Here is a 22,059-nt window from a genome sequence, read left to right on the forward strand (position 1 = left end):
CCCGGCGAGGGCGGGCGGATAGTGCCCCGCCGTTTCCCCGGAGCATTCGATCAGTTCCGGAGCCACCTCGAACCAGTAGAGCTGGAAGCGGGTGGACAACTCCGGAGAGCAGGCGAGCAACTCATCCATGGCCACCCCCTGGCGGCTCTTGGGGCTGGGGTGCATGGCGTGTCCCCACAACAGGCTTTGCTCGGAGCGAATAAAGTCATCATCCGGCCATTGCGCAGGTCCCTGTCCGCAGAGGAACAGGCGGGTTGTCTCTATACTGTTTTTGACCTGTTCCACCAGCTCTTCGTCAAAGCTTACCGACATCACCTGGCTGAGGTTTTGCAGCAGGAGCCGACACAGGGTTTCCGCGCCCACCGGCTGCCAACCCTGTCCCGGGAGCTGGAGATAGGGTTTGTCGACAAAGCGACAGCGCCCCAGGCAGCTGACCCTGTCGACCGCGATCAGCAGTTTGCAGCCGATGGCGGTTAGTTGGATACAAACCAAGTGTTCTCCCTGGCGCACCGCAGAGGCGAGAATGGCAGGTGCTTCCTGCAGCTCGGCGTCAAAGGCCACTTCGCCTTTGGCGGTGGCGTATTCGCGAATGTAACAGTTGAGCAGGCAATTGATGGCATTGTGCTCCGAGGCTTCGCCGTGGACCTGTGCTTTAAGGGTTTCAACAGGGTTCGGGTTCGTCATTGAACAACTCGCTTTTTCTCAAGGTGGGGATAATTAGGGTGCCGAGACAGGCGCCGGCTGCGCCCAGCAGAAAGGGGGTGTGGAACTGTTCGCCGCGGACCAGCACCGCGGCGCCGATTCCCGCCAGCACCCCGGCCCATTTGCCCATGGCGTCCATGCGACCAAAGAGTCTGCCCGCCAGTCCCGGTTTGACCCGGGCGCTCAGCAGGCGGTTGATGCCGACATAGCCGGCCGTGATCCCCAGCCCGAACAGCAGGCGCATGGCCAACAGGGCGAGTGGTTCCCCCCGCAACCAGTAGTGCCCCAGGCCGGAGGCCACTAGCATCCCCATGCCCAGCAGTGTCTTGGCGCTGGCCGACCAGCGCAGCCGGCCAACCGGGACTACCAGCAGGATATATATCAGGTGGGGTAGGCTGTACAGGAACCCGATCAGCCCCTGATGAGACAGGCCACTACTTTCGGCAAAGGGCAGGAAATAGGGGAATGTCACCACCATGGAAAAGCAGAACAGAAATTGTAGAAGTAGCAGCGGGCCCAGGGAATCGCCTGCTTCGGCGGGGATTGATGGGACATCCGCTTTGGGCTGGGCGGTGTCCTTTGGCAGCGACAGCGTCAGGGCGAAGGCCGCGAGGGGCAACAGCACCAGCACCCGATAAATCACCAGGGGGTTCTGCCAGAGCATCAATGAACCGATGGCTATGGGGCCCGAGATCAGGGCGAGGCGCGCCGACAGCTGGGTCATGTTCAGGCTCTTGGCCAGTTGTTCGCCACGCTGGCAGGTGGCCAGGTAGGCATTGGACGCCGCCAGGGTCCCCCCACACAATCCCTGTATCACCAGCCCCAGTGCGAACGCGGGAAGGGTGGTGGCGAATCCCGACAGCAGAAACCCGACTGCCAGCCCCAACTGGGCGCGCAGCAGCGAGGTTCGCTTGCCGTAGCGGTCGGCGAAGTGGCCCCACAGCGGCGCTGCCAGCGCAGTGCAGACGCTGGGAAGTACGAAGAGCACGCCGATGCTGTACGGGGGCGCATCAGGGGCTAGCCAGGACAGCATGCGGGGGATAAACAGGGGCATGCCCAAGGCGCTGAAGGCGGCCAGAAAGTGACAGAAAAGGATGCTGTAGACGACGGGCATGTCAATGCTCCCTCAGAAAATTTGGGCAGGACAGGCCGTAATATTTGTTGATGTCGCTGGTGCCCAGTTGCTGCTTGTCGAACAGGCTGCCGGCACTCAACAGGTATTTCACGTAAAGCCGGTCGCTATTCAGCAGGCTGTCTTCGGCCGGGCTGATGTCCACCCCCTCTTCCGACAGGTCCAGCAGCAGGCTTCGCAGTTTCTGCCGCAGTCGGGCGTAACAGGGTTCCCGCAGTTGTGGATTGCGTTCGCCCAGCGCCTCAATGACAGCGGCGATATTGAGTTGCAGGATGATGGTACAAAACATCTGCGCCAGCGCCAGGTCGTCCTCCGCCAGCAGGCGCCGATCGCGAACCTGCTCCAGTAACCCGGCCAGTTCCGGTGCGGCCGCGCTGCAGCGCGAGTACAACAGACGCCCGGAATCGTTGTCTTTCATCAACAGGCGCAGGGGCTGGCCCGCTTCGTACACCAGTACCGAGTTTTGCTGGTTCGCTTCCAGGGCGATGCCGTACACCAGCCAGAGGCGCAGGTGGACGCCCAGCAGCAGCTCCAGATATTCGTCCAGCCAGCGGTGTAGGTCTCCCCCGTAGAACGCGTCAACCAGGTGTTCCACATAAAGGCGACCGTCCGGCAGGGGGCTGGCCAGGGCCGCGACCGGCACCGGGGTGGTCTCTGCCAATGCCTGCTCCGGGTATTCGCGGATCATGTAGCACAGCTGCCTGCTGTTTCCGACATGTCCGCCGGTCTCCTCGTGACAGTGGAGGTAGCGACCCCGGAGGCGCGGGTCGGACTCGGCGAGTGAGCGCAGCATCTGCCCGACGAGGTGGCCGTCGTAGAGGGTGCTGGGCTTGATCAGTCGCGTGTTGCGGGCCCCGAGGGTAGACATGGTCAGTGGCAACTTGAGGTGATGGCGGGGCGCCGGTTTGACGGCGACCGTTCTGACCGAGAGGGAGGGTTGTACTTCGACGGCGGCCAGTGGAGCCCTCACCATGTCGTCTGCCATCTCTTGCAAATGGGGCCAGGTAAGAGGGTGCACCGGAAACAGGGTGTGACTGTCTGCATAGTCTGCGGGCAGCCCCACCGCTTTGCAGTCAGGCCACCAGGGCGGCAGTGTCCCGATCTGGGTGGCGCGGGCGTTTTTGATCGCGACCCAGCGCAGTGAAAATGTGGCCATGAATTCCGGTGCATACTGTTCCAGCGCTGCCCCGTCGAGGCCGTGCTTGGCCCGGGCCGTGGGGTAAAAGGGGTGGTCCAGATAGGAGGCCAGCTGTTCGCCGAATAACATTCTTTGATGCCAGTCGGAAATTTGCCCGATGGGCCGCGCCAGGGCTTGCCGTTGCCGCCGGTAGGCGTCGCGGCAAATGTCGTAATGGCGGACGGCGGTATTGGCCTCTTCGCAATAACGTGCAAAGGACTGGCAGACTTCCGGTCCGCGACCCTCTGCCAAGTGCCCAAGCCAGTTCCCATAGCCTTGTTCCCAGCGCCAGTCCCGACCATTGTGGGCCAGCCAGCCATCGGATGCGGCGCGCCAGGGTTGCATGTGCCGGGATGGCCTCACCGGCACGTACAGGCAGCGGTTGGTCGATTGCAGCACAAGCCAGTGGTCAGAAACGTCGGCGCCCATAGCCGCGGGTGCCGACGGGGGAAGCGTCGGGACGATGCGGCCCCTGTCGAGGATGCCAAACAGGTTTTCCCGCAAGCAGGCGTCGATCACCCGTTGCGAGATATAGCGCTTCCCATCCCTGCTCATGGGGTGATCCGCCAGTCGAGTGTCTTACAAAATGCCTCTAATCCCGCTATCAAATCGGAGGTGGTCGGGCCCAGGGCCGTAATTTCCGCCAAATAGTCCCTGTTGGAATGGTGGAGACGAATTTCATCGCCGATCTGTTTCAGCGCCCGAAATCGCCAGGTGATGCCGTCGCGCTGACATTCGAAATCCCCGTCGATGTGTACCAGGGTACCTTCCTGCCGGGCGGGCAGGTAGCGGATGATGGCCTGCTGTTGGGGTGAAGTTTGCGGTTGCAGTGGCTGCCCGGCGTGCAGTTCCAGAATGGGTTTGAACCAGCCCGAGGGTAGCAGCCGGTCCAGCAGGAATTCCCTGCCGTCGCCGATGCTGCGGTAGTTGATCTCCACCAGTCGGGGCCCTTCGGCCGTGGCGATAAATTCGCTGTGGCAGACACCGAAGCCGACCCCGAAAGCCTCCAACTGGGCCAGCGCTTGGCGCCGTTGGGCCAGGCTCACTGCGCCGTTCCAAACGGCCTCCAGTTCCACAAAGTGCGGTTCTTCCGAGAGCCGCACATCGAAGCCGCCGATGGCCACGATGCGGGTGCCGTCTCCCAGGGTTTCCAGTGTGAACAGCGGGCCTTCCAGGTAGCCCTCCAGCAGTAGCGGGTTGGTGTGGTGAAGGCGCTGGAATGCGCTCACCACTTCGGTTAGTTCCTCAGGGTTGCGGCACAACCGGACATCCTGGCTGGCGGCCCCCTTGTGGGGTTTGGCGACCAGCGGACAGCACAACGACTCTGGAACATCCTGGCCCGGCCACAGCAACAGTGATGGCGTGGACGGCAATCCCAACTCCCGCAGGTGATTGCGCATGGCGGCCTTGTTCTTTGCCCTGTAGCAACATGTCCAGGATTTCCCCGGCAGGGCAAAGTAATTCGCTACCAGGGCGGTGACGGCCTGCAGGTGATCGCTATTTGAAAACACGGAGGACGGACAGACGCCATGTGTATCCATGGCCTCGATGACAGCGATGGGATTGAAGACATCGCATTCAATAATCCGTGCCGGCAGTCGCTGTGGGTGCTCAACAAAAAACTTTTTGTGCTCGAGCCCGCGGTCGGTAACGAGGATGACCTCATACCCCATTTCCATTGCCGCCGGCAGAAAACCGCTGACGACGGCGGGGTGCAGAATATGGGTTATCAGTACCAATTGGTCTGCCATGTGTTTTCTCCCTATTTGTTTTTTGATTCCTCGGTGAGTGAGGGGGCAGAGAGTACCCATAGAATTCGATGTTGTAAATACAAATGATAGCCATTATCATTTGCACTAATTTGAAAGTTGTGGGATGAGATGCAGTGCTCAAAAAGAATGGGATAAAGGCGAAATTGGCCGCTGGGGAGGAGTTGTTTGGGATTCTCAACTCCGTGGCCTCACCGCTGCTGTGCGAGATGTTTGCCGCCGCCGGCTACGACTTTGTCATCATCGATACCGAGCATCTGCTGCGTTCGCCGGTTGAGCTCGAGCACAGTATTCGGGCGGCGGAAGCCGCTGGCATCACCGCGCTGGTACGCATCCCCCTGGATGACCATGCGTTGATTGGGCGGGCTCTCGATTCCGGTGCACAGGGTATTGTGATTCCCCGCGTCAGCAACGCTGCGCAGGCGCGTGTGGCCATCGAGGCGGTGCGCTTCCCGCCATTGGGACGGCGTGGCATCACTGGTGGTCGCCCCACCGGGTTCGGCCAAATCGCCATCGACGACTACACGGCGATGGCCAATCGCGAAGTGATGTTGGTGCTGATGATTGAGGACGCCGCAGGTGCCCGGAACCTGCCGGAGATACTTGCCCAGCCCGGTATCGACATGATTCTGGAAGGGGCGCTGGATCTCAGCATTGCCATGGGACACGGCAGCGATATCCGGCATGCGGCGGTGCAATCGGTGTTGACCAGAATCTCTGAAGACTGTGCGGCAACGACAGTTCCATTCTGTGCCGTACCACGTTTCCCCGGCCAGCTCGAGACCTGGCGCCGAGCTGGTGTCCGGGCCTTTCTGGCGGGGGAGGACCGCGGCATTTTGTTCCGGCAGTTGAGTGCTCACCTCAAGCAGCTCAAGTCCCCCGCTACTTCTTCTATCTCCAATTCATAAAAGGAAACCTACCGATGAAAGACAAAAAATACCGCGCGGGACGCGTGTTGCTGAGCGCTGTTGTGTTACAGGCTCCCATATTGGCGATGGCGGCGGAAGAAACCGCTGCGGGCGTTGAGGAAGTCATGGTGACCGGCAGTGTGCTGGGCCAGTCGCTGCCGGAAGAGGTGCGGGTCTACCCGGGCAACCGCAGTATCCTGTCGGCCGAACAGTTGCAGCAAAATGCCAGCCGCTCCATCGACGATGCACTGCAGCGGGTGCCGGGTATCAAGGTGCAGGATGAAACCGGTACCGGGGTTTTGCCCAACGTGGCGGTGCGCGGTCTCAATGCCAGCAGGAGTGGTTACACCCAGTTCCTGGTGGATGGGGTGCCGCTGACACTGGCCCCCTACGGGCACACCGGCCAGTCACTGTTTCCCGCTGTGCTGAAAAGCCTCGACCGCATCGATATCGTGCGCGGTGGCGCTGCCGTGCAGTACGGCCCGAACAATGTCGGTGGCGTGATAAACCTTGTCAGCAAACCGATCCCGGAAGGCTGGCAGACCAGTCTCGAGGAAAAGACTACCGTCTTTGCGGGCGGCAATGCCCTGACGGACAGTTATCTGCGCACCGGCGGGCGGGTCAGCGACCGTTTTGCCGTACAACTGGAGGGCAACCTGATCCAGGGTGAATCTTTCCGCGATCACTCGGATACCGATGTCGTGAACTGGCAGCTGAAAACCCGTTGGTCAATCGACACGCAAAAAACCCTGGATACCACGTTCCAATATTACAACGCCGATACCGAGATGCCGGGTGCACTGACGACAGAGGCTTATCGGGATGACCGGGACGATTCACAGCGTCCCAATGATGAATTCCAGGGCGATACCCTGCGTTTCAGCACCCGTTACAACCAGCAGTTCGGAGCCCTTGGCGCGGCCGATGGGGGGGAGCTCAACTGGGTGACTTTCGGGCACAAATCCACCCGCAATTTCCAATGGGATTTCAGCACCGACCCCAGTGCCGACCACTGGGCCGATCCCGACGCGCCGGCCACCCTGCTGCGCAAATCTCCCCGCGAGTTCCATGTGTGGGGCACCGAACCCAGCGTCAGTTTCCTGTTTGACGGCGACAGCGTCAGCCACAAAATTACGCTTGGCTCGCGCCTGGTAAAGGAAAATATCAACTACAAGCTCAAGCAAACGGTTATTGCTACAGGCGTGACATCGGTACCCCGGGATTGGCGGCTGGACACCACCGCGGTGGCCGCCTATATCAGCGATGAGATGAAGCTGCTGGACCAGCGCCTCACCATCACTCCGGGGTTGCGCTACGAGAATGTTGAAATGGAATTTGACGATGTCGGCAAGAATAGCGGTGATGACAACCGGGTCACCGAGGCCTTGCCCGGCTTGACTATCGGTTACGAGACCGAAGGGGACTGGTTCTTCTATGGCAATGCCCAGCGCTCGCTGCGGGTTCCCCAGATCGCCGTGATCCGCGGCACCAGCGACGAGGGTTCGGAACTGGCGTGGAACTATGAGCTGGGTTTCCGCTATCAGCCTACGTTGACCAGCAGTCTGGGCTTTTCGGTTTATCGCATCGACTTTGAGGACCAGCTGATTTACAACAGCACCAACCAGAGCTTTGACAATGTCGGCGAGACCCGCCACCAGGGCATTGAGCTGGAGGGCCGCTACAGCCCGAGTTTCCTGCCCGCTCTCAGCCTGCACCTGGCCTACAATTATCTCGACAGTGAACAGTCCGAGGGGGTCAACAAGGGCAATGAACTTCCCTATGCCTCGAAAGACCAGGTAGTCTGGGATGCTACTTATGCCATGCGCGAGCTCGATGTCACCCTGTCCGGCTTTTACTTCAGCAGCGCCTACAGCGATCAGGCCAATACCGAGGAGGAAACCCCGTCCGGCACCACCGGCGAGCTGCCTTCCTATACGGTGTGGAACCTGCAGCTCAGTAAGACCACCCCGATGGGCGAGGGTGCATCCCTGTACACTGGGCTGTCATTCAACAACCTGTTTGACAAGGAATACTATTTCCGCGGTATCGATGTCAGCCCTTCGGGCCGTTATCCGGCCCCGCCGCGTTCGGTCAGCCTTGAACTAAAGTACGTTTTTTAGTGCTCTGGGTTAACCCTTTGCCGGCAGGGGCGTGCCTCGGCAACCCCTGCCTTCGTTCGTTCAATTTACGCTAGTTGATGGACTGCCATGCGACCTGTCTTGGTCCTTCTGCACAAATACCTGGGGCTGGTGCTGGGCCTGCTGCTTACGGTGATCGGCGCCAGTGGCAGCCTGTTGGTTTTTGACCACGAGCTGGACGAGGCGATGACCCCGATTCTCAGCAGTGAACACGGCGAAAGCGCCTCCTCCCTGCAAGCGGTATTGGATGCGGCAGTGGTGGCGGGTGGGGAGGCCGTGCCCTATCGGCTGCTGCTGGGCCGTAAACCGGGTCGTCCCCATGTCGTGCAGTTTGTTCAGACTCCGGGTAGTCCAGGGCCATTGGAAGTCGCGGTGACGCCCAGTGGGGGGGAAGTCGTATCGGTCCGGACTTGGGGGAAGTACCCCATGAGCTGGATCTATCGCCTGCATATGCGTCTGCTGAGTGGAGCCCCCGGTCACTACTTGGTCGGTTTTCTCGGTTTGGGCCTACTGTTTTTTTGCGTAAGTGGTCTGATTCTCTGGTGGCCAAGAAAGGGGAGGTGGAATAGGGCGTTTGGTATCAAGGTCGGTTCCGGGGCCTTTCGGTTCAACTTTGACCTGCACCGGACCGTCGGTATTTACCTGTTACCGGTATTGATGTTGAGCGCCATCAGTGGTGTCGCTCTAGTATTTTTTGAACCGTTGAAACAGGGGGTCGGGAGGGTACTGCCGATGGACGAGGAAGTGGTTCCCACTTCTGTCCACATCCCGGGGCGAGCGCCATTGACCGTTGACCAAGCGGCTTTGGTGGCCCGAAAGGAGTTTCCCGAGGCTGAGCTCAAACAGATTTTTTTGCCCCGCAAGACGTCGGACAGCTACCGCTTTTCTCTTCGGCAGGCGGGCGAGCCCTGGGACAATCATGGCGCCAGCTTGGTGTGGGTCGATCAGTACAGCGGTGAGGTGCTAGGGGAAAGAAACGCGTTGGCTGTGCCCGCCGGCAATTCCTTGCTGATCTGGCTCTTTCCTCTGCACAGCGGGGACGCATTGGGCGCGATAGGCCGTTGCCTGATTCTCCTGGGAGGATTGGCGCCTGGGCTGCTATTCGCGACTGGATTATACTTGTGGCTCCGCAAGAGACTACTGTTGCAACGGAGGTAGTGCCGACCGGGATAAATGAGTCAAATAATGGCCACCTGGCTGTTCAGGACGGAACCAGAATCAATGCAACAACCCCGACTTCTCGATATCCATAACGCCACCGTCTATCGCGACAACAAGAAGGTTTTCGACGGCTTTTCCCTGGCGGTGGCGCAGGGTGAAAGCACCGCCATCATCGGTCCCAACGGCGCCGGCAAAAGCACCCTGTTGAAACTGCTCACCCGGGAACTGTACCCGGTGGTTCGGGAGGATGCCCATGTGCGCATTCTCGGTCAGGAGCGCCCCATTTTGTGGGAGTTGCGGGAAAAGATCGGCCTGGTGTCCGCCGACCTGCAACAGGGCTTCGTGCCCGATGTCAGTGGTCTCGGGGTGGTGGTGTCCGGACTGCACAACTCCATCGGCCTGTTCCACTATCAGAATGTCACTGAGGATCAATTGACCCGGGGCAGGGCGGTGCTGGAAGATCTGGGCATCGCCGAACTGGCCAATCGCCCCTACCGGCAGATGTCCACCGGCCAGCAGCGCCGCTGTCTGCTGGGCCGCGCCCTGATCCACGATCCGGATCACCTGATTCTCGACGAGCCCACCAGCGGTCTCGACCTGCACGCCACCTATCAATATCTGCACAGCATCCGCAATCTGTTGCAGCGGGGTAAAACCATTCTGCTGGCCACCCACCATATTCACGAAATTCCACCGGAAATTAAGCGCGTGGTGTTTATTGCCGACGGTCGGGTGGTGGCGGATGGCCCCAAAGAGCAATTGTTTACCGATGCCGCCCTGTCCGAACTGTTCACCATGCCGCTGGCGGTCAGTATCTCGAACGGTTTCTACCAGGTCTTGCCAGCCTAGGCCAAGGTCACCATAATGCGCCGTTTTGCCGAGCCAGGATTATTGAACCATGAAAATCACAGATAATGCCGTGGTGGCTTTCCACTACACCATGACCGATCAGGACGGCGAGGTGGTAGAGACCTCCCGCGATGACGAGGCCGCTACCTTTCTGTTCGGCTATCGCAACATGATTGAAGCCCTTGAGGGTTCCATGCTGAACAAGGAAGTGGGTGATACCTACACCATTACCCTGCCGCCGGAAATGGCCTATGGCCGCCTGCTGTCAGACAACCTGATGCGGGTGGGTCTGAAGAACCTGCAGTATGAAGGCAAACTGGAACCCGGCATGATGGTGCCCCTCAGAACCAAGGAAGGCCTGCGCCCGGTCACCGTGGTGAAAGTGGGCAAGTTCAACGCCGATATCGACATCAATCACCCGCTGGCGGGAAAAACCCTGACCTTTGATGTGGAAATTGTCGACGTGCGCGCGTCAACGGAAGAAGAGCGCAAGCACGGACATGTGCACGGACCGGGTGGTCACGAGCACTGATTTCAATCCCCGGGCAGCGGGGTTGGCGCGACCGCCCAACCCCGTGATGCAGATCACCCGCAGTGCCCCTGGTAGTAGCCCTCTTAGTAGCAGCCCCCCTGGTAGCAGTGCCCCTTAGTAGTACTGCAACTGCAGGCCCAGCGACACAATATCCGTATCCCCGCCGGCATAGCCGCTGGCATTGGCGTCACCTGTGACATAGTGCAGGTTGACGGTCGCCTTGTTGCCATTAATCACGTAATTGACACCCCATTCGGTGGTATCGCTGCTGTCGGCATCGTCGGGGTCATTTTTGGTGTAACGCAGATAGGGTTGGAATTGGCCCGGCCCCAGTTTCTGCGGGAACAGATAACCCGCCGTGGCGTAGTGGGAATCCCCTTCAAACAGGCAGAAGCAATCGGTCAGCCCATCGCCGGGGGGGGAGGCCAGGGTGTAGTCGCTGTCCAGGTTCTTGTAACCGGCCTCAACGGTCAGTACCCCATGGTTGTCCAGCACCATCTCGGACAATATATCAAAGGCATAACCCAGGAAATCGCCGGGGTTCTGCTCGCTGCCGGTGGCATCCTTCTGGGTCTGGAAACTCACCGCCGCCGTGAGGATATCGCCCTGTTTGCCGTAGTAGGTGCCCGCCGTGTAATAACCCCACAGGGATTCGACGTTCAGGAAGTTGTAGGCGATCCGTCCGGCATAGAGCAGGTTGTGGTCATCGTTGCTCTGGCCGTGGGCGCCCTCGAAAACGCCGACGGTGTATTGCAGCCGATCCAGGGTGCCGAAGGCTACAGCGCCTTCGCTGCGGCCGAGGCGGCCGGCGGGGCCATCGTAGTCGGCGGGAAACAGCGGCTGGCGGTACTGGTTCCAGGTCAGGGCGGCGTAGGGGCCATTGAGCCCCGGTCGGTCGGTGGGCACCAGGGTGCGACCCACCCACAGGCGCAGGCTTGGGTCCAGGTCGAATTGGGCAATGGCGTCGATCATCATCACCGAATCGCCTTCATACTTTTCGGTATTGATGCTCCACTTCAGGTATTGATTGAGCTGGCCGGCCCAGTAGGTTCGCATACTGGCGATGGTGAATTCGTTGCTGTCATCCGTGTCGCTGTTGCGGCTGGTCTGCTCGAATTTGATCCCGCCACCGACGGATATCCACAGGTCGTCGCTGTGTTGCAGTTTCAGTTCGTCCAGGGCAAGGGCAGGCGAGGCGGCGCTGGCCACCAGCAGGACTGCTGCTACCCTGTGAATGCCGGTGGATAATTTTTGCCGTGCGCGACCGCACGCAGTTCTGTTGACCACTCTCTGCCCCCTATCTCTTGTTGTTCTGCGTTATTTCGGAAGATTATATAAGCAGGAACGCCAAATAATCTAATGATAAAGCACCAAAATGGGGCGTTTTTGGAAGCTGGCCTTCTGGACGGCTAGTTCACCGGCACCCGGTCTTTGCCAAAAAATTCCGGCGCCTGCACGGAAAGGGCTTTCAACGGCACAGTTGAGGTGGTTCTGACCCCGTGGGGCGTGCCTTCCGGCACCTTGATGTAGTCGCCGGGACCCACCTCGAACTCCTCGTCTCCCAGTTGCATCACTCCGGTACCTTCCAGGATGTAAAGGGTCTCCGTGTGCAGGACGTGCTTGTGCAGGGGCACATACTTCTTCACGAAGACAATGAAGTCCGAGGCGTTCTTGTCGCTGTTGAGCTTCGCCACATGGATATTGTCCAGATCCGCCGGCGGCTGGATTTCCGACAGCAGCAGTTTTTGGGCGTGGGCTGTGCCAGCGGCCAACAGGGCCAGCAACAGCAGCGGATAGCGGCGTTTCATGGTGATCTCTCCCCGATGAGTGTCAGGGCTGATAGTACTTGATCGACGGGGCGGATTCACTCTGTGTTGGTGTTTGGGTCGCCGGCCGATTCCGTGCCCCGCCGGGCTGCCCACTTGACCAGCAGTACCAGAGTGACAAACAGCAGGCACGATCCCGCGGCCACCAGTTGTTCCTCGGCACGGGGGGGGATCACCAGGATAAAGCCCTGGTTCTTGATCAGCGAGGAAAAACTGGACACCCCGAACGGCATCATGAACAGGCGAAAGGTCTGCCAGTGATCGCTCCGACCGCCCTGCGGGCTGTTGACGCTCAGCATCAGGGCAAGACCGATCACGGCGCTGATGCCCAGGGAGTTGAGCCACAGGCGCGGCGCGGGGTCGAAATAGAAATAGAGGGTCACCAGATACCAGAGCAGGTAACACCAGAGCACCATTTTGCCTTTCGAAAGGTTGCCAAAGTAATCGAGCATGGGGTGAATCATCCAACCGTACTGTGGGGGGGCGACAGGAATTGAAGCCGGGGCATGGTCGCGTCGCCGCCCAAAATCCCGGGTTGCGTTTGATCCCGGGCGATGCCCGCTCCTGTGGCTTTGCTTTCCGGAGCGTACTCCGCTCCCCTCTGGCAATGCAATGGGGAAAGGGAACGTTTGGATAGGGCGATTGCCGCCCCCCGCAACCGCTGTCTAATGCGGTCGCGGGACGATGGTTCCGGCAGACTGGAATGCCTTACCGCAGGCTGTTGTAAATGGCGGCCAGCAGCCAGCCAAACAACAGGGCTGAAACAAACCAGCCGACCAGCCCCCAGAAAACGCCCGCCAGGGTCAGGTGCCAGCCCAGGGTGGCAATCTCCATATGGATCATGTGCCCGGATATGGCCATCATGAAAGCCGGCAGCAGGTAGACCAACAGGCTGCAGAGTATCCACAGTAAGCCACTGGTCAGCCCGGCGGCCAAGCCAAACTTGAATGGTTGCAATGTCATCTTTGTACCCTCCTGAATGTCATAGCCGTGGGCTGTTGCGGCTGTGGGGACTACTTCTTCAGTGACTTGTAGTCCGTTGGCAGCTTGCTGCAACACTGCGCTTCATGGGTGGCGTTGTCCTTGATGTTGTGGTCAGTCTGGCGCTGCCAGCTCAGCTTGATCCGGTGCCACCAGCCGGGGCGAACGCCGGCGCCCTGTTGCTCGACGATCTGGATGATGAGATCGATATCCTGGTGGGAGGCATCGTAGGCGATGTTCAGGGACTGCCGTGCCTCATCCACCGACACGGCATCCACCCCGGGCAGGTCGTTCAATTCCGAGTAAATGCCCTGGGCATTGCCCGCCGTCAGGCCGGTCAGGGCCAGCTTGTGATGGATCAGGAAACCCGGGTTTACGCCCTCTCGGTGTTCGCTCATTTTGTCCTCTCCCGGCCTTTCAGATAGGCCTGATCATTCCTCCTGCTGTCCCATCATCTGCATGTGGTCCATCATCTGTCCCATCATCATCTGCATCATGTCCATGCGCTCCTGCATCATGTTCATGCGCTGCTCCATCTTCATGGAGCCCTGGCTCATCGGGGCGTCATCCCCGCCTTTCGACATGCCATTCTGGTCGGACATTCCCATGCCTTTCTGGCCGGACATCTTGCCCATGCCGCCGCCCATCATGTGCATGCCCTGCTGCATGTCGTGCATGTGCCGACGCAGCATCCTGTGGGCCTTTTCACGGTCCTTTTCCTGTTTGATGTCGTTCATCCTCGACTGCATTTTTTCCATGTGCTGGTGCATGGCCATCATCTGCTCGTGGGACATCATGCCGCCGCCCATACCCTGCTGCATGCCTTGATCCATCATGCCATCGCCGTTGCCGTGCTCGGCGGCGAGGGCGGTGCCCGACAGGGCGAGGCCGAGAATGAGAATTTTGATTAACCTGTTCATGGCGTTGACCTCTCAATTGGCTTGCTTGACGTTAAACCTGGGAAACCAGCGCGGGGTGGCTTCCATGTAGCGGCGATAGCGATCGCCAAACTCTTCCAGTGCCATCGCCTCCTCCCGCCTGGCGAGGCGAACATAGACAACCACCAGCACCGGAAACATCAACAGGGTGGGAATGGTGGGCCACTGCAGCAGAAAGCCGAACATGATCAATACAAATGCCAGGTATTGGGGGTGACGGCAGCGGCTGTACCAGCCGGTTGTCGCCAGTTCGCGGTGGCGCTGGGCTCGGTGCAGCACGCCCCAGGCCGATGCCAGCAGGAAGAAACCGGCGACGATGAGGAGGTTGCTGAGGAGGTGCAGCGGGTCCAGGTGGGGGTTGCCCTCAAAGCCCAGCAGGGTGTGCCAGAGGTGGCCGTTGTCGTGGGACAGGAAATCCACATTGGGGTAGCGCTCCCCGAGCCAGCCGGACAGGAAGTAGATGGACAGGGGAAAACCGTACATCTCCGTAAACAGCGCGACGACGAACGCGGAGAAGGCGCCGAGGCTGCGCCAGTCCAGGCGGGTTCGCGGCTTGACGAAGCTGTAGGCAAACAGGATAAAGATCGCCGAGTTCAGGATCACCAGGGTCCACAGGCCGTAGGCCGGTGCGCTATTCATCTGGACGTCCTCCCCCGTGATGGACATGGGATTGCGATTGCTCCCCCTGGGACTCATCTCTTGAGGTGCTGTGGTGGCTGTGTCCGCCGTGGCCGCGATGCATAAACAGGTGCATCAGGGGACACAGCAACAGGATCAGATAGGGCAGCGCCGCGAACAGGTGCTGGCGGTGTTCCATCAGCAGGAAGTAGCTCGCTCCGGCAATCAGTAGCAGGGCGGCAAGACCCTTGCCCGATAACCAGAAGCTGTTGCGTTCGCCGCTCACGCCTGGCCCTCCCCTTGCGCAACCTTGAGTTGCCCGCGGTACATCTGCATCTGGCAGTGAAAGGCGTACTCCCCCGGTTGCAGGGCCGGCAGCTGCACGGCCTTGGTCCTGTTCAGCGGCAGGGTCTCACTGATTTCCAGCGCCGGGATCTGCAGGGTTTCCGAGCAGGGTGAGGCATCCTTGCGCAGGAACAGCAGGGTGGCCGGCGCATTGGCCGGCAACCTGATATGTGCTGGCTGGTAGACGCCGTTTTCCACCAGGATCACCAGTTCCCCGGTTACCGCCGCCACATCGGCGGGGCGGTAAATCCAGAACCACCAGACAATCAGGGCGATGAGTAGCAGTCCCGCGATATTGACCATTAACATACCCGCCCCCGCTTAATGTTCCCGGGTTTTGAAAAAACGCAGCCGGTTGGCGTTCATCACCACGGTCAGCGAGGAACAGGCCATGGCCGCCCCGGCAATGACGGGGCTGAGCAGCAATCCTATGAAGGGGTATAGCACACCGGCGGCAAAAGGTACTCCGGCAACGTTGTAGATAAAGGCGCCAAACAGGTTCTGCTTGATATTGCGCAGGGTGGCCTTGCTGACCGCGATGGCATCCGCCAGGCCGTGCAGGGAGCCCCGCATCAGGGTGATGTCGGCGCTCTCGATGGCCACATCGGTGCCGGTGCCGATGGCAAAACCGACATTGGCCATGGCCAGCGCCGGGGCGTCGTTGATGCCATCGCCGGTCATGCCGACGATCTCCCCCGCCATCTGGAGTTCCTGAATTTTTTTCGATTTGTCCTCCGGCAGCACCTCGGCAAAAAATTCCTCGATACCGGCCTTGGTCGCCACCGCCTTGGCGGTAAAGCGGTTGTCGCCGGTCAGCATCACCACGCGAATGCCGTTGTGGCGCAGGCGCCGGATGGCGGCGATGGAGTCCTCTTTGATCGGGTCGGCGACGGCGACAATCGCCGCCAGCCGGTTGTTCACCGCAAAGAACATGGGAGTCTTTGCCTCACTGGCCAGGGCCAGTGCCCTGTCCGCAAAGTCCCCCAGGGGTATATCGCGGTCGCGCATCAGTTTTTCATTGCCGAACAACAGGCTGCCGTCGTCGCTGTTCGCCTCCACCCCGTGGCCGGCGATGGCCCGAAAGTCGTGGATCTTGGCGGGCGCAATGCCCCTGTCTGCGGCGGATTCCACAATGGCCAGGGCCAGGGGGTGCTCGGAACCGGCCTCCAGTCCCGCCGCCAATGCCAGCACGCGCTGTTCATCCAGGTCCCCGGCCAGCACCACATCGGTCACCTTGGGGGCGCCGATGGTGATGGTGCCGGTCTTGTCCAGCACCATGGCGGTGATCTTGGAGGCGGTTTGCAGGGCTTCGCCGTTGCGGATCAGCACCCCGGCCTCGGCGGCCTTGCCGACCCCGACCATCACCGACATGGGGGTGGCCAGCCCCAGGGCGCAGGGACAGGCGATAATCAGCACGGTGGTGGCGGACACCAGGGCATAGGCGATAGCCGGTTGCGGGCCGAAGTTGAGCCACACCAGGGCGCTGGTGACGGCGATAATCATGATCACCGGCACGAAATAGGCGGAAATCACGTCCGCCAGGCGGCCGATGGGCGGTTTCGAGTTCTGCGCCCGCTTCACCATTTCGATGATGCGGGCCAGGGCGGTGTCCTTGCCAACTCTTGTGGCTCGAAACAGCACGGTGCCGGACTTGTTGATGGTGCCGGCGGCGATGTCATCGCCGACCGCTTTTTCCACCGGGATGGGCTCCCCGGTGAGCATCGATTCATCAATGGTGGAGTGGCCCTCGATCACCTCGCCATCCACCGGGATCTTTTCCCCGGGCCTGACCCTGACGATATCCCCGGCCTGCACCTGTTCGATGGGAATGTCCAGCTCCCGGTCCCGGCGCACCACCCGGGCGGTTTTCGCCTGCAGGCCGATCAACCGCTTGATGGCCTCGGAAGTCCGGCCGCGGGCCTTGATTTCCAGGGCCAGCCCCAGGTCTATCAGGCCGATGATCATGGTGGTGGCCTCGAAATACACGTGGCGGGCCATCTCCGGCACCATGCCGGGGAACAGCGTCACCGCCATGGAGTACAGCCAGGCGGTGCCGGTGCCCAGGGCGATCAGGGTATCCATGTTGGCGGCGTGATTTTTCACCGACTGCCAGGCGCCGACAAAAAAGTGCTTGCCGGAGAACAGCATCACCCCCAGGGTCAACACCCCGATGACCAGCCAGGCGAACCTTTCCGTCGCGGTGGTGATGGTCATCTCGCCCCCGGCGATGCTGTAGACCATCAGTGGCACCCCGAGGCCGAGGGCGATGGCCATTTCCCGCATCAGGCGCTTGTAGTAGGCCAGATCCGCCTTTTCCTTCTCGGCCAGCGCATCGCTCTCGCTGGCCGCCGCGCTGGCAGTGGCGCGGTAGCCCGCCCCTTCGATGGCGGTGATCAGGGACGGCAGGTCCGTATCGCCGGTAACGCTGACGGTGCGCTGGGCGAAATTCATCTCCGCCTTGCTCACTCCCGGCACGCGCTGCAGCGCCCCTTCGATCTTGGCGACGCAGCTGCCACAGCTGGCCCCCTCCACCAGCAACTCCCAGTGTGCGGCGGCGGGCGCTCCGCCGTGCTGGCTGGGGGTTGCTTCCTGGTGGTGATGGGCGTGCTCGTGGTGGCACTGGGTATGGGGGGCGCCGGCATGGCCTTTTGCCGTCGGTTCGCCCTGGGTTTTGGGATCGGGATCAGGGGTCTTCATGGGCTGAACTCTTCTATCAGATGGCAGACGGCGTGCCCGGTGGGCTCCCGGTCCGGCTTGTTTTTCCAGGTGGCAACGGCCTCCAGCATGCGCTGCCGCAGGCGGGCCATGTGCTGGAAGCGCTCTTCCAGCTCCCCCAGGCGCAGCTCGATCAGTTCCCGCACCATGGGGCAGGGGGTTTTGCCGTTGTCGGCGACCTCGAGAATCTGGCGGATATCGTCCACGGAAAACCCCAGGGCGCGGGCGTCGCTAATAAAGCGCAAGCGACGCTGCTGTTTTTCACCGTAGCGCTTGTAGCTGTTGGCGGGCTCCCTGTCGGGGGCGAGCAGGCCGATGCGGGTGTAGTAGCGCACCGTATCGGCGCTCAGCCCCATCCGCTTTGCCAGTTCGTTGACGCGCATTCTCACCCCCCTCGGTGGCTCCCCTTTTTTTGAGTATAGACCTGTGAGTTAGACATGGGTCAAAGGCATTTTTGGGGCGGCCTGCCGGTCGTGTAAAAGAACTGGGTAGCGGGGGAAGAAAGGCCACCAGCCCGCGGTATCCGGCAAGGTCAAAGGTGGATCCGGCAGGTTGGGCGGCTGTGGGCAAAAATGGTACATCTATCGGCAACAGCTGTGCCGCTGGCGGCTGCCAGTCAGCGTGCTCGATGGCGCCGCCTGCTAGGCGCCGTCGGGAATTTCCGGTTCTACCAGTTGCGCCAGCTGGGTCAGGGACTCCTGCCAGCCGAGATAGCAGAACTCCAACGGAATGGCCTCCGGTATGCCCTCCTGGACGATGCCCAGTTCAGTGCCGCAGGCGACGGCACGCAATGTCACTGAGACTTGCATCTCGCCCGGCAGGTTGGGGTCGTCGAAGCGGTCGCTGTAGCAGATGCGCTGGTTCGGGCTGAGCTCCCTGTAGGTGCCGCCGAAAGAATGACTGGCGCCGCTGCCGAAGTTGGTGAACGACATCCGGAAGCCGCCGCCGACCCGGGCGTCCATCTCGTGGACCGTGGCGGTGAAGCCGTGGGGCGGCAGCCATTTCGCCACGGCCTGTGGGTCGAGAAAAGCGCGGTAGATCCGTTCCGGTGGCGCGCGCAGTACCCGGTGTAATCGGACGCTGTTGCTCATGATCGGTTCCTCCTTGGTGGCTCTGCTGGGAAAGTGTTCAGGAAAACAGCCAGCGCCGGATCAGCTTCGTGTAGCGCGGCATAATGATATAGACCATCAGTGCGACCACCGTGCCCGTCACAATCAGCATATCGAGATAGTGGTTTTGAGGGATGCCGAGAGTCCGCAGCATGGGGATGAGAAGCGGGGGCAGGATCGTCACCAGTGGAAAGATCGCCGACCAGGTGACCAGGAACTGCTTCCAGCGAATGGGAACTTTTGCCTTCGAGTCGGCGGGGGTGAACAGGAACTCCAGGCCGCTGCTGATGCGGTAGTCGTCGCCCTTGACCAGCAGCGGACTGACCTTGTCGATGAGCCGGGCGCGGGTTTCCGAATCCATCCACTGCCGTAGGTGTTCGCTGGTATCGAAGCGGGTAATCACCGTGTAGGTCTCGGTGAGGCTGGGGATTGGACGCACCATGTGCCAGTCCAGGTGGCCGGGAGAGGCCTTGCAGAGCGGGGCGATCTCTTCGACCCAGGCCTCGTACTCGCCGTGCCGGTCGCCGCGCACCCGGTGGCTGATGACGACGGTGGCACCTTCGTAGCAGAGGGCGTCAGCGGTTGTCGGTGTATTCATGGGCATGGCACCTCGCAGCCCTGAGTTCGTCGTTAAGTGGCTTTGCAGCCCTGAGCTCGCTGTTAAGCGGCCTTAAAGTCCAGCGGCTCAATACCGTCGAGGTTGACGGTATCGCGGGCCACCCACAGGTCATACCTGTCCTGCATCGCCAGCCAGCTCTCGGGGCTGCGGCCGAGAACCCTGGCGAGTCGCAGAGCCATTTCAGGGCTGATGCCGCTATCACCCTTTAACAGGCGCGACAGCGTCGAGGGGGAGACCCCAAGTTTGGTTGCCAACTGTCGGGTGCTTATGTCAAAGGGCGCCAGATAGACTTCCCTGACGAATTCACCGGGGTGCGGCGGGTTGTGCATAGTCATCAGTGATAATCCTCGTAGTCGAGTACATAGGCGTTGCCGTCCCGAAATTCAAACGTCATGCGCCAGTTGCCGTTAACCCATATCGCCCAGCGGCCCGCCCCTTTTCCTTTCAATGGATGAAGGTCGAAACCGGGGATGTCCATGTCGTCCACAGTCATCGCGGTATCCAGGGCGGCCAATTACATGCGCAGCTTATTGGCATGGTCAGCTTGAATGCCCGCCGTGCTGCCAGTGGCATAGAACCGCTTTAGTCCCTTGTGGCGGAATGATTTAATCATAAAGCTATTTTAGTGTGTTGCGCATCACGCAACAATAGAGGCTGTATAGATCGAGGCGAGCCGGCACAGATATGTCCTCTCGACCGGGTTTTTCCCGGTCCAGAACACAGGCCGGTCATTCAATGGGTGCCGTTGCAGGCTAAGCGGGATATTGGCTGATCCAGTGACGGGCGATATCTTCCCGCCGGCAGATCCACACCCCATCGTGTTCCTGGATGTAATCGAGAAAGCGCGCCAGCGCCATGGCCCGTGCGGGATGCCCGCTGATGCGCCCGTGCAGGCCGACACTCATCATCTTCGGCTGTGTCTCGCCCTCCAGCCACAGCAGGTCGAAGGCGTCCTTCAACAGTTGGAAAAAATCCTCCCCCGAGGAAAAGCCGGTGGGCAGCAGATAGCGCACGTCGTTGTTGACCAGGGTGTAGGGAATGGCCAACAGCGGCGGTGCTCCCGCCAGCCAGTAGGGCAGGTCGTCGTTGTAGGTGTCGGAGCTGTAGAGAAAGCCACCCTCCTCGCGCAACAGGCGGCGGGTGTTGTGGCTGACCCGCCCGGTATACCAGCCCAGCGGGCGTTGGCCGCAGATGCGCTCGATCACCTCGATGGTCTGGCGAATATGGCGACGCTCCTCGTCTTCCGGCATATCGCGGTAATCGATCCAGCGGTAGCCGTGCCCGGCGATCTCATGTCCGGCAGCGGCGAGGGCGCGGCCGATCTCGGGGTTGAGTTGCAGCGCCCGACCGACGGCAAAGGCGGTGAGGGGCAGGTTGCGGGCCCGGAACAATTCCAGGATGCGCCACACTCCGGCGCGGGAGCCATATTCATACATACTTTCCACGCTCCAGTCCCGCTCGCCCATGCGCGGCGGACGGCCCGGCAGTTCGTGCAGGTAGCTCTCGGATTCCTTGTCGCCGTTGAGGATGGAGCGCTCCGCACCCTCCTCGATATTGAGCACAAACTGCACTGCCAGCCGTGCCTCCCCCGGCCAGCGGGGATGGGGCGGGCGACCGCCGTAGCCGACAAGATCCCTTCTCTCGGGTATAGGTGCGGCCATCAGCCCAGCTCGAAGGTGGTGACGCCAAAGATGCGTTCGTGGGCCAGCTCGGGTATGCCGCCCAGGTACATGCGCGCGCAGCCGAACACCTCGCTCATGCCGTGGTCTGCGGCGAGTGCCATGGCCGCCGGGTTGTTTTCTGGCACATCGAGAAACAGTGGGCCGCCCGCAGCGAATCCCGCCAGCCGTCGGTACAGCGTCTCGGCTATGTGTCTGTCATCGGCGAACAGCGGGGCGACCTTGCAGCCCTCGCCACAGCGCCGCACCACGCCGAAGCCACAGAGTTTGCCGTCGCGCTCATAGCCGAGAGCAAGCGCATCCGGCTGTGCAATCCAGGGTTGCAGGAACTGCGGGCGCGGGGCGGGGAAGCAGTTGCGGTCGTAGGCCTGCAGCTGGTCGAAGGGCACCTGGGCCAGCGGCACAATGTATTGATCGTCCTCGGGCGAAGTGGCCGGGGCTTCCGCAATCTCGGCGCGAAAACGCAGGTCGCGGTGGGAGAACACGAAGCCGCCCTTGGCGTAGTAATCCTGCATCTCGAACACGCCGTCCATGCCGATGCTGGCTCCCGGCTGCAGCCGCTCCAGCAGGCGCCGGCGGCGCACGTGCCAGAGGGTGTTGCCGAACCCGTGGCCGCGGTAGTCGGGGCGGACGATGAAAAAGCCCATAAAGCCGAACTGGCCGCCGTAGCTGGTGATCGCGCCGCCGCCGATCAGCTTGCCGTCCAGCTCCGCGGCGATAAAGGCCTCCGGATCGGTGGCCCAGAACAGCTCGCCATCGTGCAGGCCGGGATTCCAGCCCTCCCGCGCCGCCCAAGCGACCAGCTCATCAACTTCTGCGCGAGTCATATTGCGAATTTCAATTTCTGTGGTCATAACAACA

At 60.9% G+C, this 22,059-nt stretch carries 26 protein-coding genes; 5 read left to right on the forward strand and 21 right to left on the reverse strand.

Annotated features, from left to right (window positions below; translation table 11 throughout):
- The 4 genes from ABY948_RS01200 to ABY948_RS01215 all read right to left on the reverse strand — a co-directional run.
- Positions 1 to 684, reverse strand: a 684-nt coding sequence (locus tag ABY948_RS01200; protein ID WP_461480675.1) for an IucA/IucC family protein, incomplete at its 3' end; no start/stop codon positions are given.
- Positions 662 to 1,816, reverse strand: coding sequence for an MFS transporter (locus ABY948_RS01205; protein ID WP_461480676.1), 1,155 nt, complete (start codon positions 1,814 to 1,816; stop codon positions 662 to 664). The genes ABY948_RS01205 and ABY948_RS01200, both read right to left, overlap by 23 nt.
- Position 1,817: 1 nt before the next feature.
- Positions 1,818 to 3,566 (reverse strand): IucA/IucC family protein, encoded by a 1,749-nt coding sequence (locus tag ABY948_RS01210; protein WP_461480677.1) that lies wholly within the window; start codon positions 3,564 to 3,566, stop codon positions 1,818 to 1,820.
- The gene (locus ABY948_RS01215; protein WP_461480678.1) at positions 3,563 to 4,762 is read right to left on the reverse strand and encodes an ATP-grasp domain-containing protein; all 1,200 of its coding nucleotides are present in this window, start codon (positions 4,760 to 4,762) and stop codon (positions 3,563 to 3,565) included. Before ABY948_RS01215 ends, ABY948_RS01210 begins: the two co-directional genes overlap by 4 nt.
- Positions 4,763 to 4,896: 134 nt before the next feature.
- On the opposite strand from ABY948_RS01215, the gene ABY948_RS01220 reads away from it, so the two are divergent.
- The 5 genes from ABY948_RS01220 to ABY948_RS01240 all read left to right on the forward strand — a co-directional run bounded on the left by ABY948_RS01220 (position 4,897) and on the right by ABY948_RS01240 (position 10,368).
- A complete protein-coding gene (locus ABY948_RS01220) occupies positions 4,897 to 5,688 on the forward strand; it encodes an HpcH/HpaI aldolase family protein (RefSeq protein WP_461480679.1) in 792 nt (263 codons plus the stop codon).
- 14 nt (positions 5,689 to 5,702) lie between these two features.
- Positions 5,703 to 7,808 (forward strand): TonB-dependent receptor family protein, encoded by a 2,106-nt coding sequence (locus ABY948_RS01225; protein WP_461480680.1) that lies wholly within the window; start codon positions 5,703 to 5,705, stop codon positions 7,806 to 7,808.
- Positions 7,809 to 7,907: 99 nt separating this feature from the next.
- A complete protein-coding gene (locus ABY948_RS01230; RefSeq protein WP_461480681.1) occupies positions 7,908 to 8,984 on the forward strand; it encodes a PepSY-associated TM helix domain-containing protein in 1,077 nt (358 codons plus the stop codon).
- 63 nt (positions 8,985 to 9,047) lie between these two features.
- Positions 9,048 to 9,836, forward strand: coding sequence for an ABC transporter ATP-binding protein (locus ABY948_RS01235; protein ID WP_461480682.1), 789 nt, complete (start codon positions 9,048 to 9,050; stop codon positions 9,834 to 9,836).
- A gap of 49 nt (positions 9,837 to 9,885) precedes the next feature.
- Positions 9,886 to 10,368 carry an FKBP-type peptidyl-prolyl cis-trans isomerase gene (locus ABY948_RS01240; RefSeq protein WP_461480683.1) on the forward strand — a complete coding sequence of 161 codons (483 nt, stop codon included), beginning with the start codon at positions 9,886 to 9,888 and terminating at the stop codon, positions 10,366 to 10,368.
- Positions 10,369 to 10,482: 114 nt separating this feature from the next.
- On the opposite strand, the gene ABY948_RS01245 is transcribed toward ABY948_RS01240, so the two are convergent.
- The 17 genes from ABY948_RS01245 to ABY948_RS01325 all read right to left on the reverse strand — a co-directional run bounded on the left by ABY948_RS01245 (position 10,483) and on the right by ABY948_RS01325 (position 22,052).
- A complete protein-coding gene (locus ABY948_RS01245) occupies positions 10,483 to 11,655 on the reverse strand; it encodes a porin (protein WP_461480684.1) in 1,173 nt (390 codons plus the stop codon).
- Between the two features lie 122 nt (positions 11,656 to 11,777).
- The gene (locus ABY948_RS01250) at positions 11,778 to 12,176 is read right to left on the reverse strand and encodes a cupin domain-containing protein (protein WP_461480685.1); all 399 of its coding nucleotides are present in this window, start codon (positions 12,174 to 12,176) and stop codon (positions 11,778 to 11,780) included.
- Positions 12,177 to 12,232: 56 nt separating this feature from the next.
- The gene (locus ABY948_RS01255; RefSeq protein WP_461480686.1) at positions 12,233 to 12,646 is read right to left on the reverse strand and encodes a hypothetical protein; all 414 of its coding nucleotides are present in this window, start codon (positions 12,644 to 12,646) and stop codon (positions 12,233 to 12,235) included.
- A gap of 256 nt (positions 12,647 to 12,902) precedes the next feature.
- Positions 12,903 to 13,157, reverse strand: coding sequence for a DUF5676 family membrane protein (locus ABY948_RS01260; protein WP_461480687.1), 255 nt, complete (start codon positions 13,155 to 13,157; stop codon positions 12,903 to 12,905).
- Between the two features lie 50 nt (positions 13,158 to 13,207).
- Entirely contained in the window at positions 13,208 to 13,573 is a 366-nt protein-coding gene (locus ABY948_RS01265; RefSeq protein WP_461480688.1) for a heavy-metal-associated domain-containing protein, read from the reverse strand.
- 33 nt (positions 13,574 to 13,606) lie between these two features.
- Positions 13,607 to 14,095, reverse strand: coding sequence for a hypothetical protein (locus tag ABY948_RS01270; RefSeq protein WP_461480689.1), 489 nt, complete (start codon positions 14,093 to 14,095; stop codon positions 13,607 to 13,609).
- Positions 14,096 to 14,107: 12 nt separating this feature from the next.
- Positions 14,108 to 14,752: a methyltransferase family protein gene (locus ABY948_RS01275; RefSeq protein ID WP_461480690.1), complete on the reverse strand. Its 645-nt coding sequence runs from the start codon at positions 14,750 to 14,752 to the stop codon at positions 14,108 to 14,110.
- Positions 14,745 to 15,017: a DUF2933 domain-containing protein gene (locus tag ABY948_RS01280; RefSeq protein ID WP_461480691.1), complete on the reverse strand. Its 273-nt coding sequence runs from the start codon at positions 15,015 to 15,017 to the stop codon at positions 14,745 to 14,747. Before ABY948_RS01280 ends, ABY948_RS01275 begins: the two co-directional genes overlap by 8 nt.
- Positions 15,014 to 15,385 (reverse strand): cupredoxin domain-containing protein, encoded by a 372-nt coding sequence (locus ABY948_RS01285; RefSeq protein WP_461480692.1) that lies wholly within the window; start codon positions 15,383 to 15,385, stop codon positions 15,014 to 15,016. Before ABY948_RS01285 ends, ABY948_RS01280 begins: the two co-directional genes overlap by 4 nt.
- A 12-nt stretch (positions 15,386 to 15,397) precedes the next feature.
- Complete coding sequence (locus tag ABY948_RS01290) at positions 15,398 to 17,773, reverse strand: heavy metal translocating P-type ATPase (RefSeq protein WP_461480693.1); 2,376 nt, start codon at positions 17,771 to 17,773, stop codon at positions 15,398 to 15,400.
- The gene (locus ABY948_RS01295) at positions 17,770 to 18,174 is read right to left on the reverse strand and encodes a MerR family transcriptional regulator (protein ID WP_461480694.1); all 405 of its coding nucleotides are present in this window, start codon (positions 18,172 to 18,174) and stop codon (positions 17,770 to 17,772) included. Before ABY948_RS01295 ends, ABY948_RS01290 begins: the two co-directional genes overlap by 4 nt.
- 258 nt (positions 18,175 to 18,432) lie before the next feature.
- Positions 18,433 to 18,882, reverse strand: a complete 450-nt coding sequence (locus ABY948_RS01300; protein WP_461480695.1) for an SRPBCC family protein — start codon at positions 18,880 to 18,882, stop codon at positions 18,433 to 18,435.
- 37 nt (positions 18,883 to 18,919) lie between these two features.
- On the reverse strand, positions 18,920 to 19,498 hold the full coding sequence (locus ABY948_RS01305) for an antibiotic biosynthesis monooxygenase (RefSeq protein ID WP_461480696.1): 579 nt from the start codon (positions 19,496 to 19,498) through the stop codon (positions 18,920 to 18,922).
- Positions 19,499 to 19,560: 62 nt separating this feature from the next.
- Positions 19,561 to 19,854 (reverse strand): HigA family addiction module antitoxin, encoded by a 294-nt coding sequence (locus ABY948_RS01310; RefSeq protein WP_461480697.1) that lies wholly within the window; start codon positions 19,852 to 19,854, stop codon positions 19,561 to 19,563.
- A complete protein-coding gene (locus ABY948_RS01315) occupies positions 19,854 to 20,033 on the reverse strand; it encodes a type II toxin-antitoxin system RelE/ParE family toxin (protein ID WP_461480698.1) in 180 nt (59 codons plus the stop codon). Before ABY948_RS01315 ends, ABY948_RS01310 begins: the two co-directional genes overlap by 1 nt.
- Positions 20,034 to 20,271: 238 nt before the next feature.
- Entirely contained in the window at positions 20,272 to 21,180 is a 909-nt protein-coding gene (gene puuE / locus ABY948_RS01320) for an allantoinase PuuE (RefSeq protein WP_461480699.1), read from the reverse strand.
- Positions 21,180 to 22,052, reverse strand: a complete 873-nt coding sequence (locus ABY948_RS01325; RefSeq protein ID WP_461480700.1) for a GNAT family N-acetyltransferase — start codon at positions 22,050 to 22,052, stop codon at positions 21,180 to 21,182. The genes puuE and ABY948_RS01325 overlap by 1 nt, the downstream gene beginning before the upstream one ends.
- Between the last annotated feature and the right edge of the window lie 7 nt (positions 22,053 to 22,059).

This window comes from Porticoccus sp. (genome assembly GCF_041592135.1).
Classification (GTDB): Bacteria; Pseudomonadota; Gammaproteobacteria; order Pseudomonadales; family Porticoccaceae; genus Porticoccus.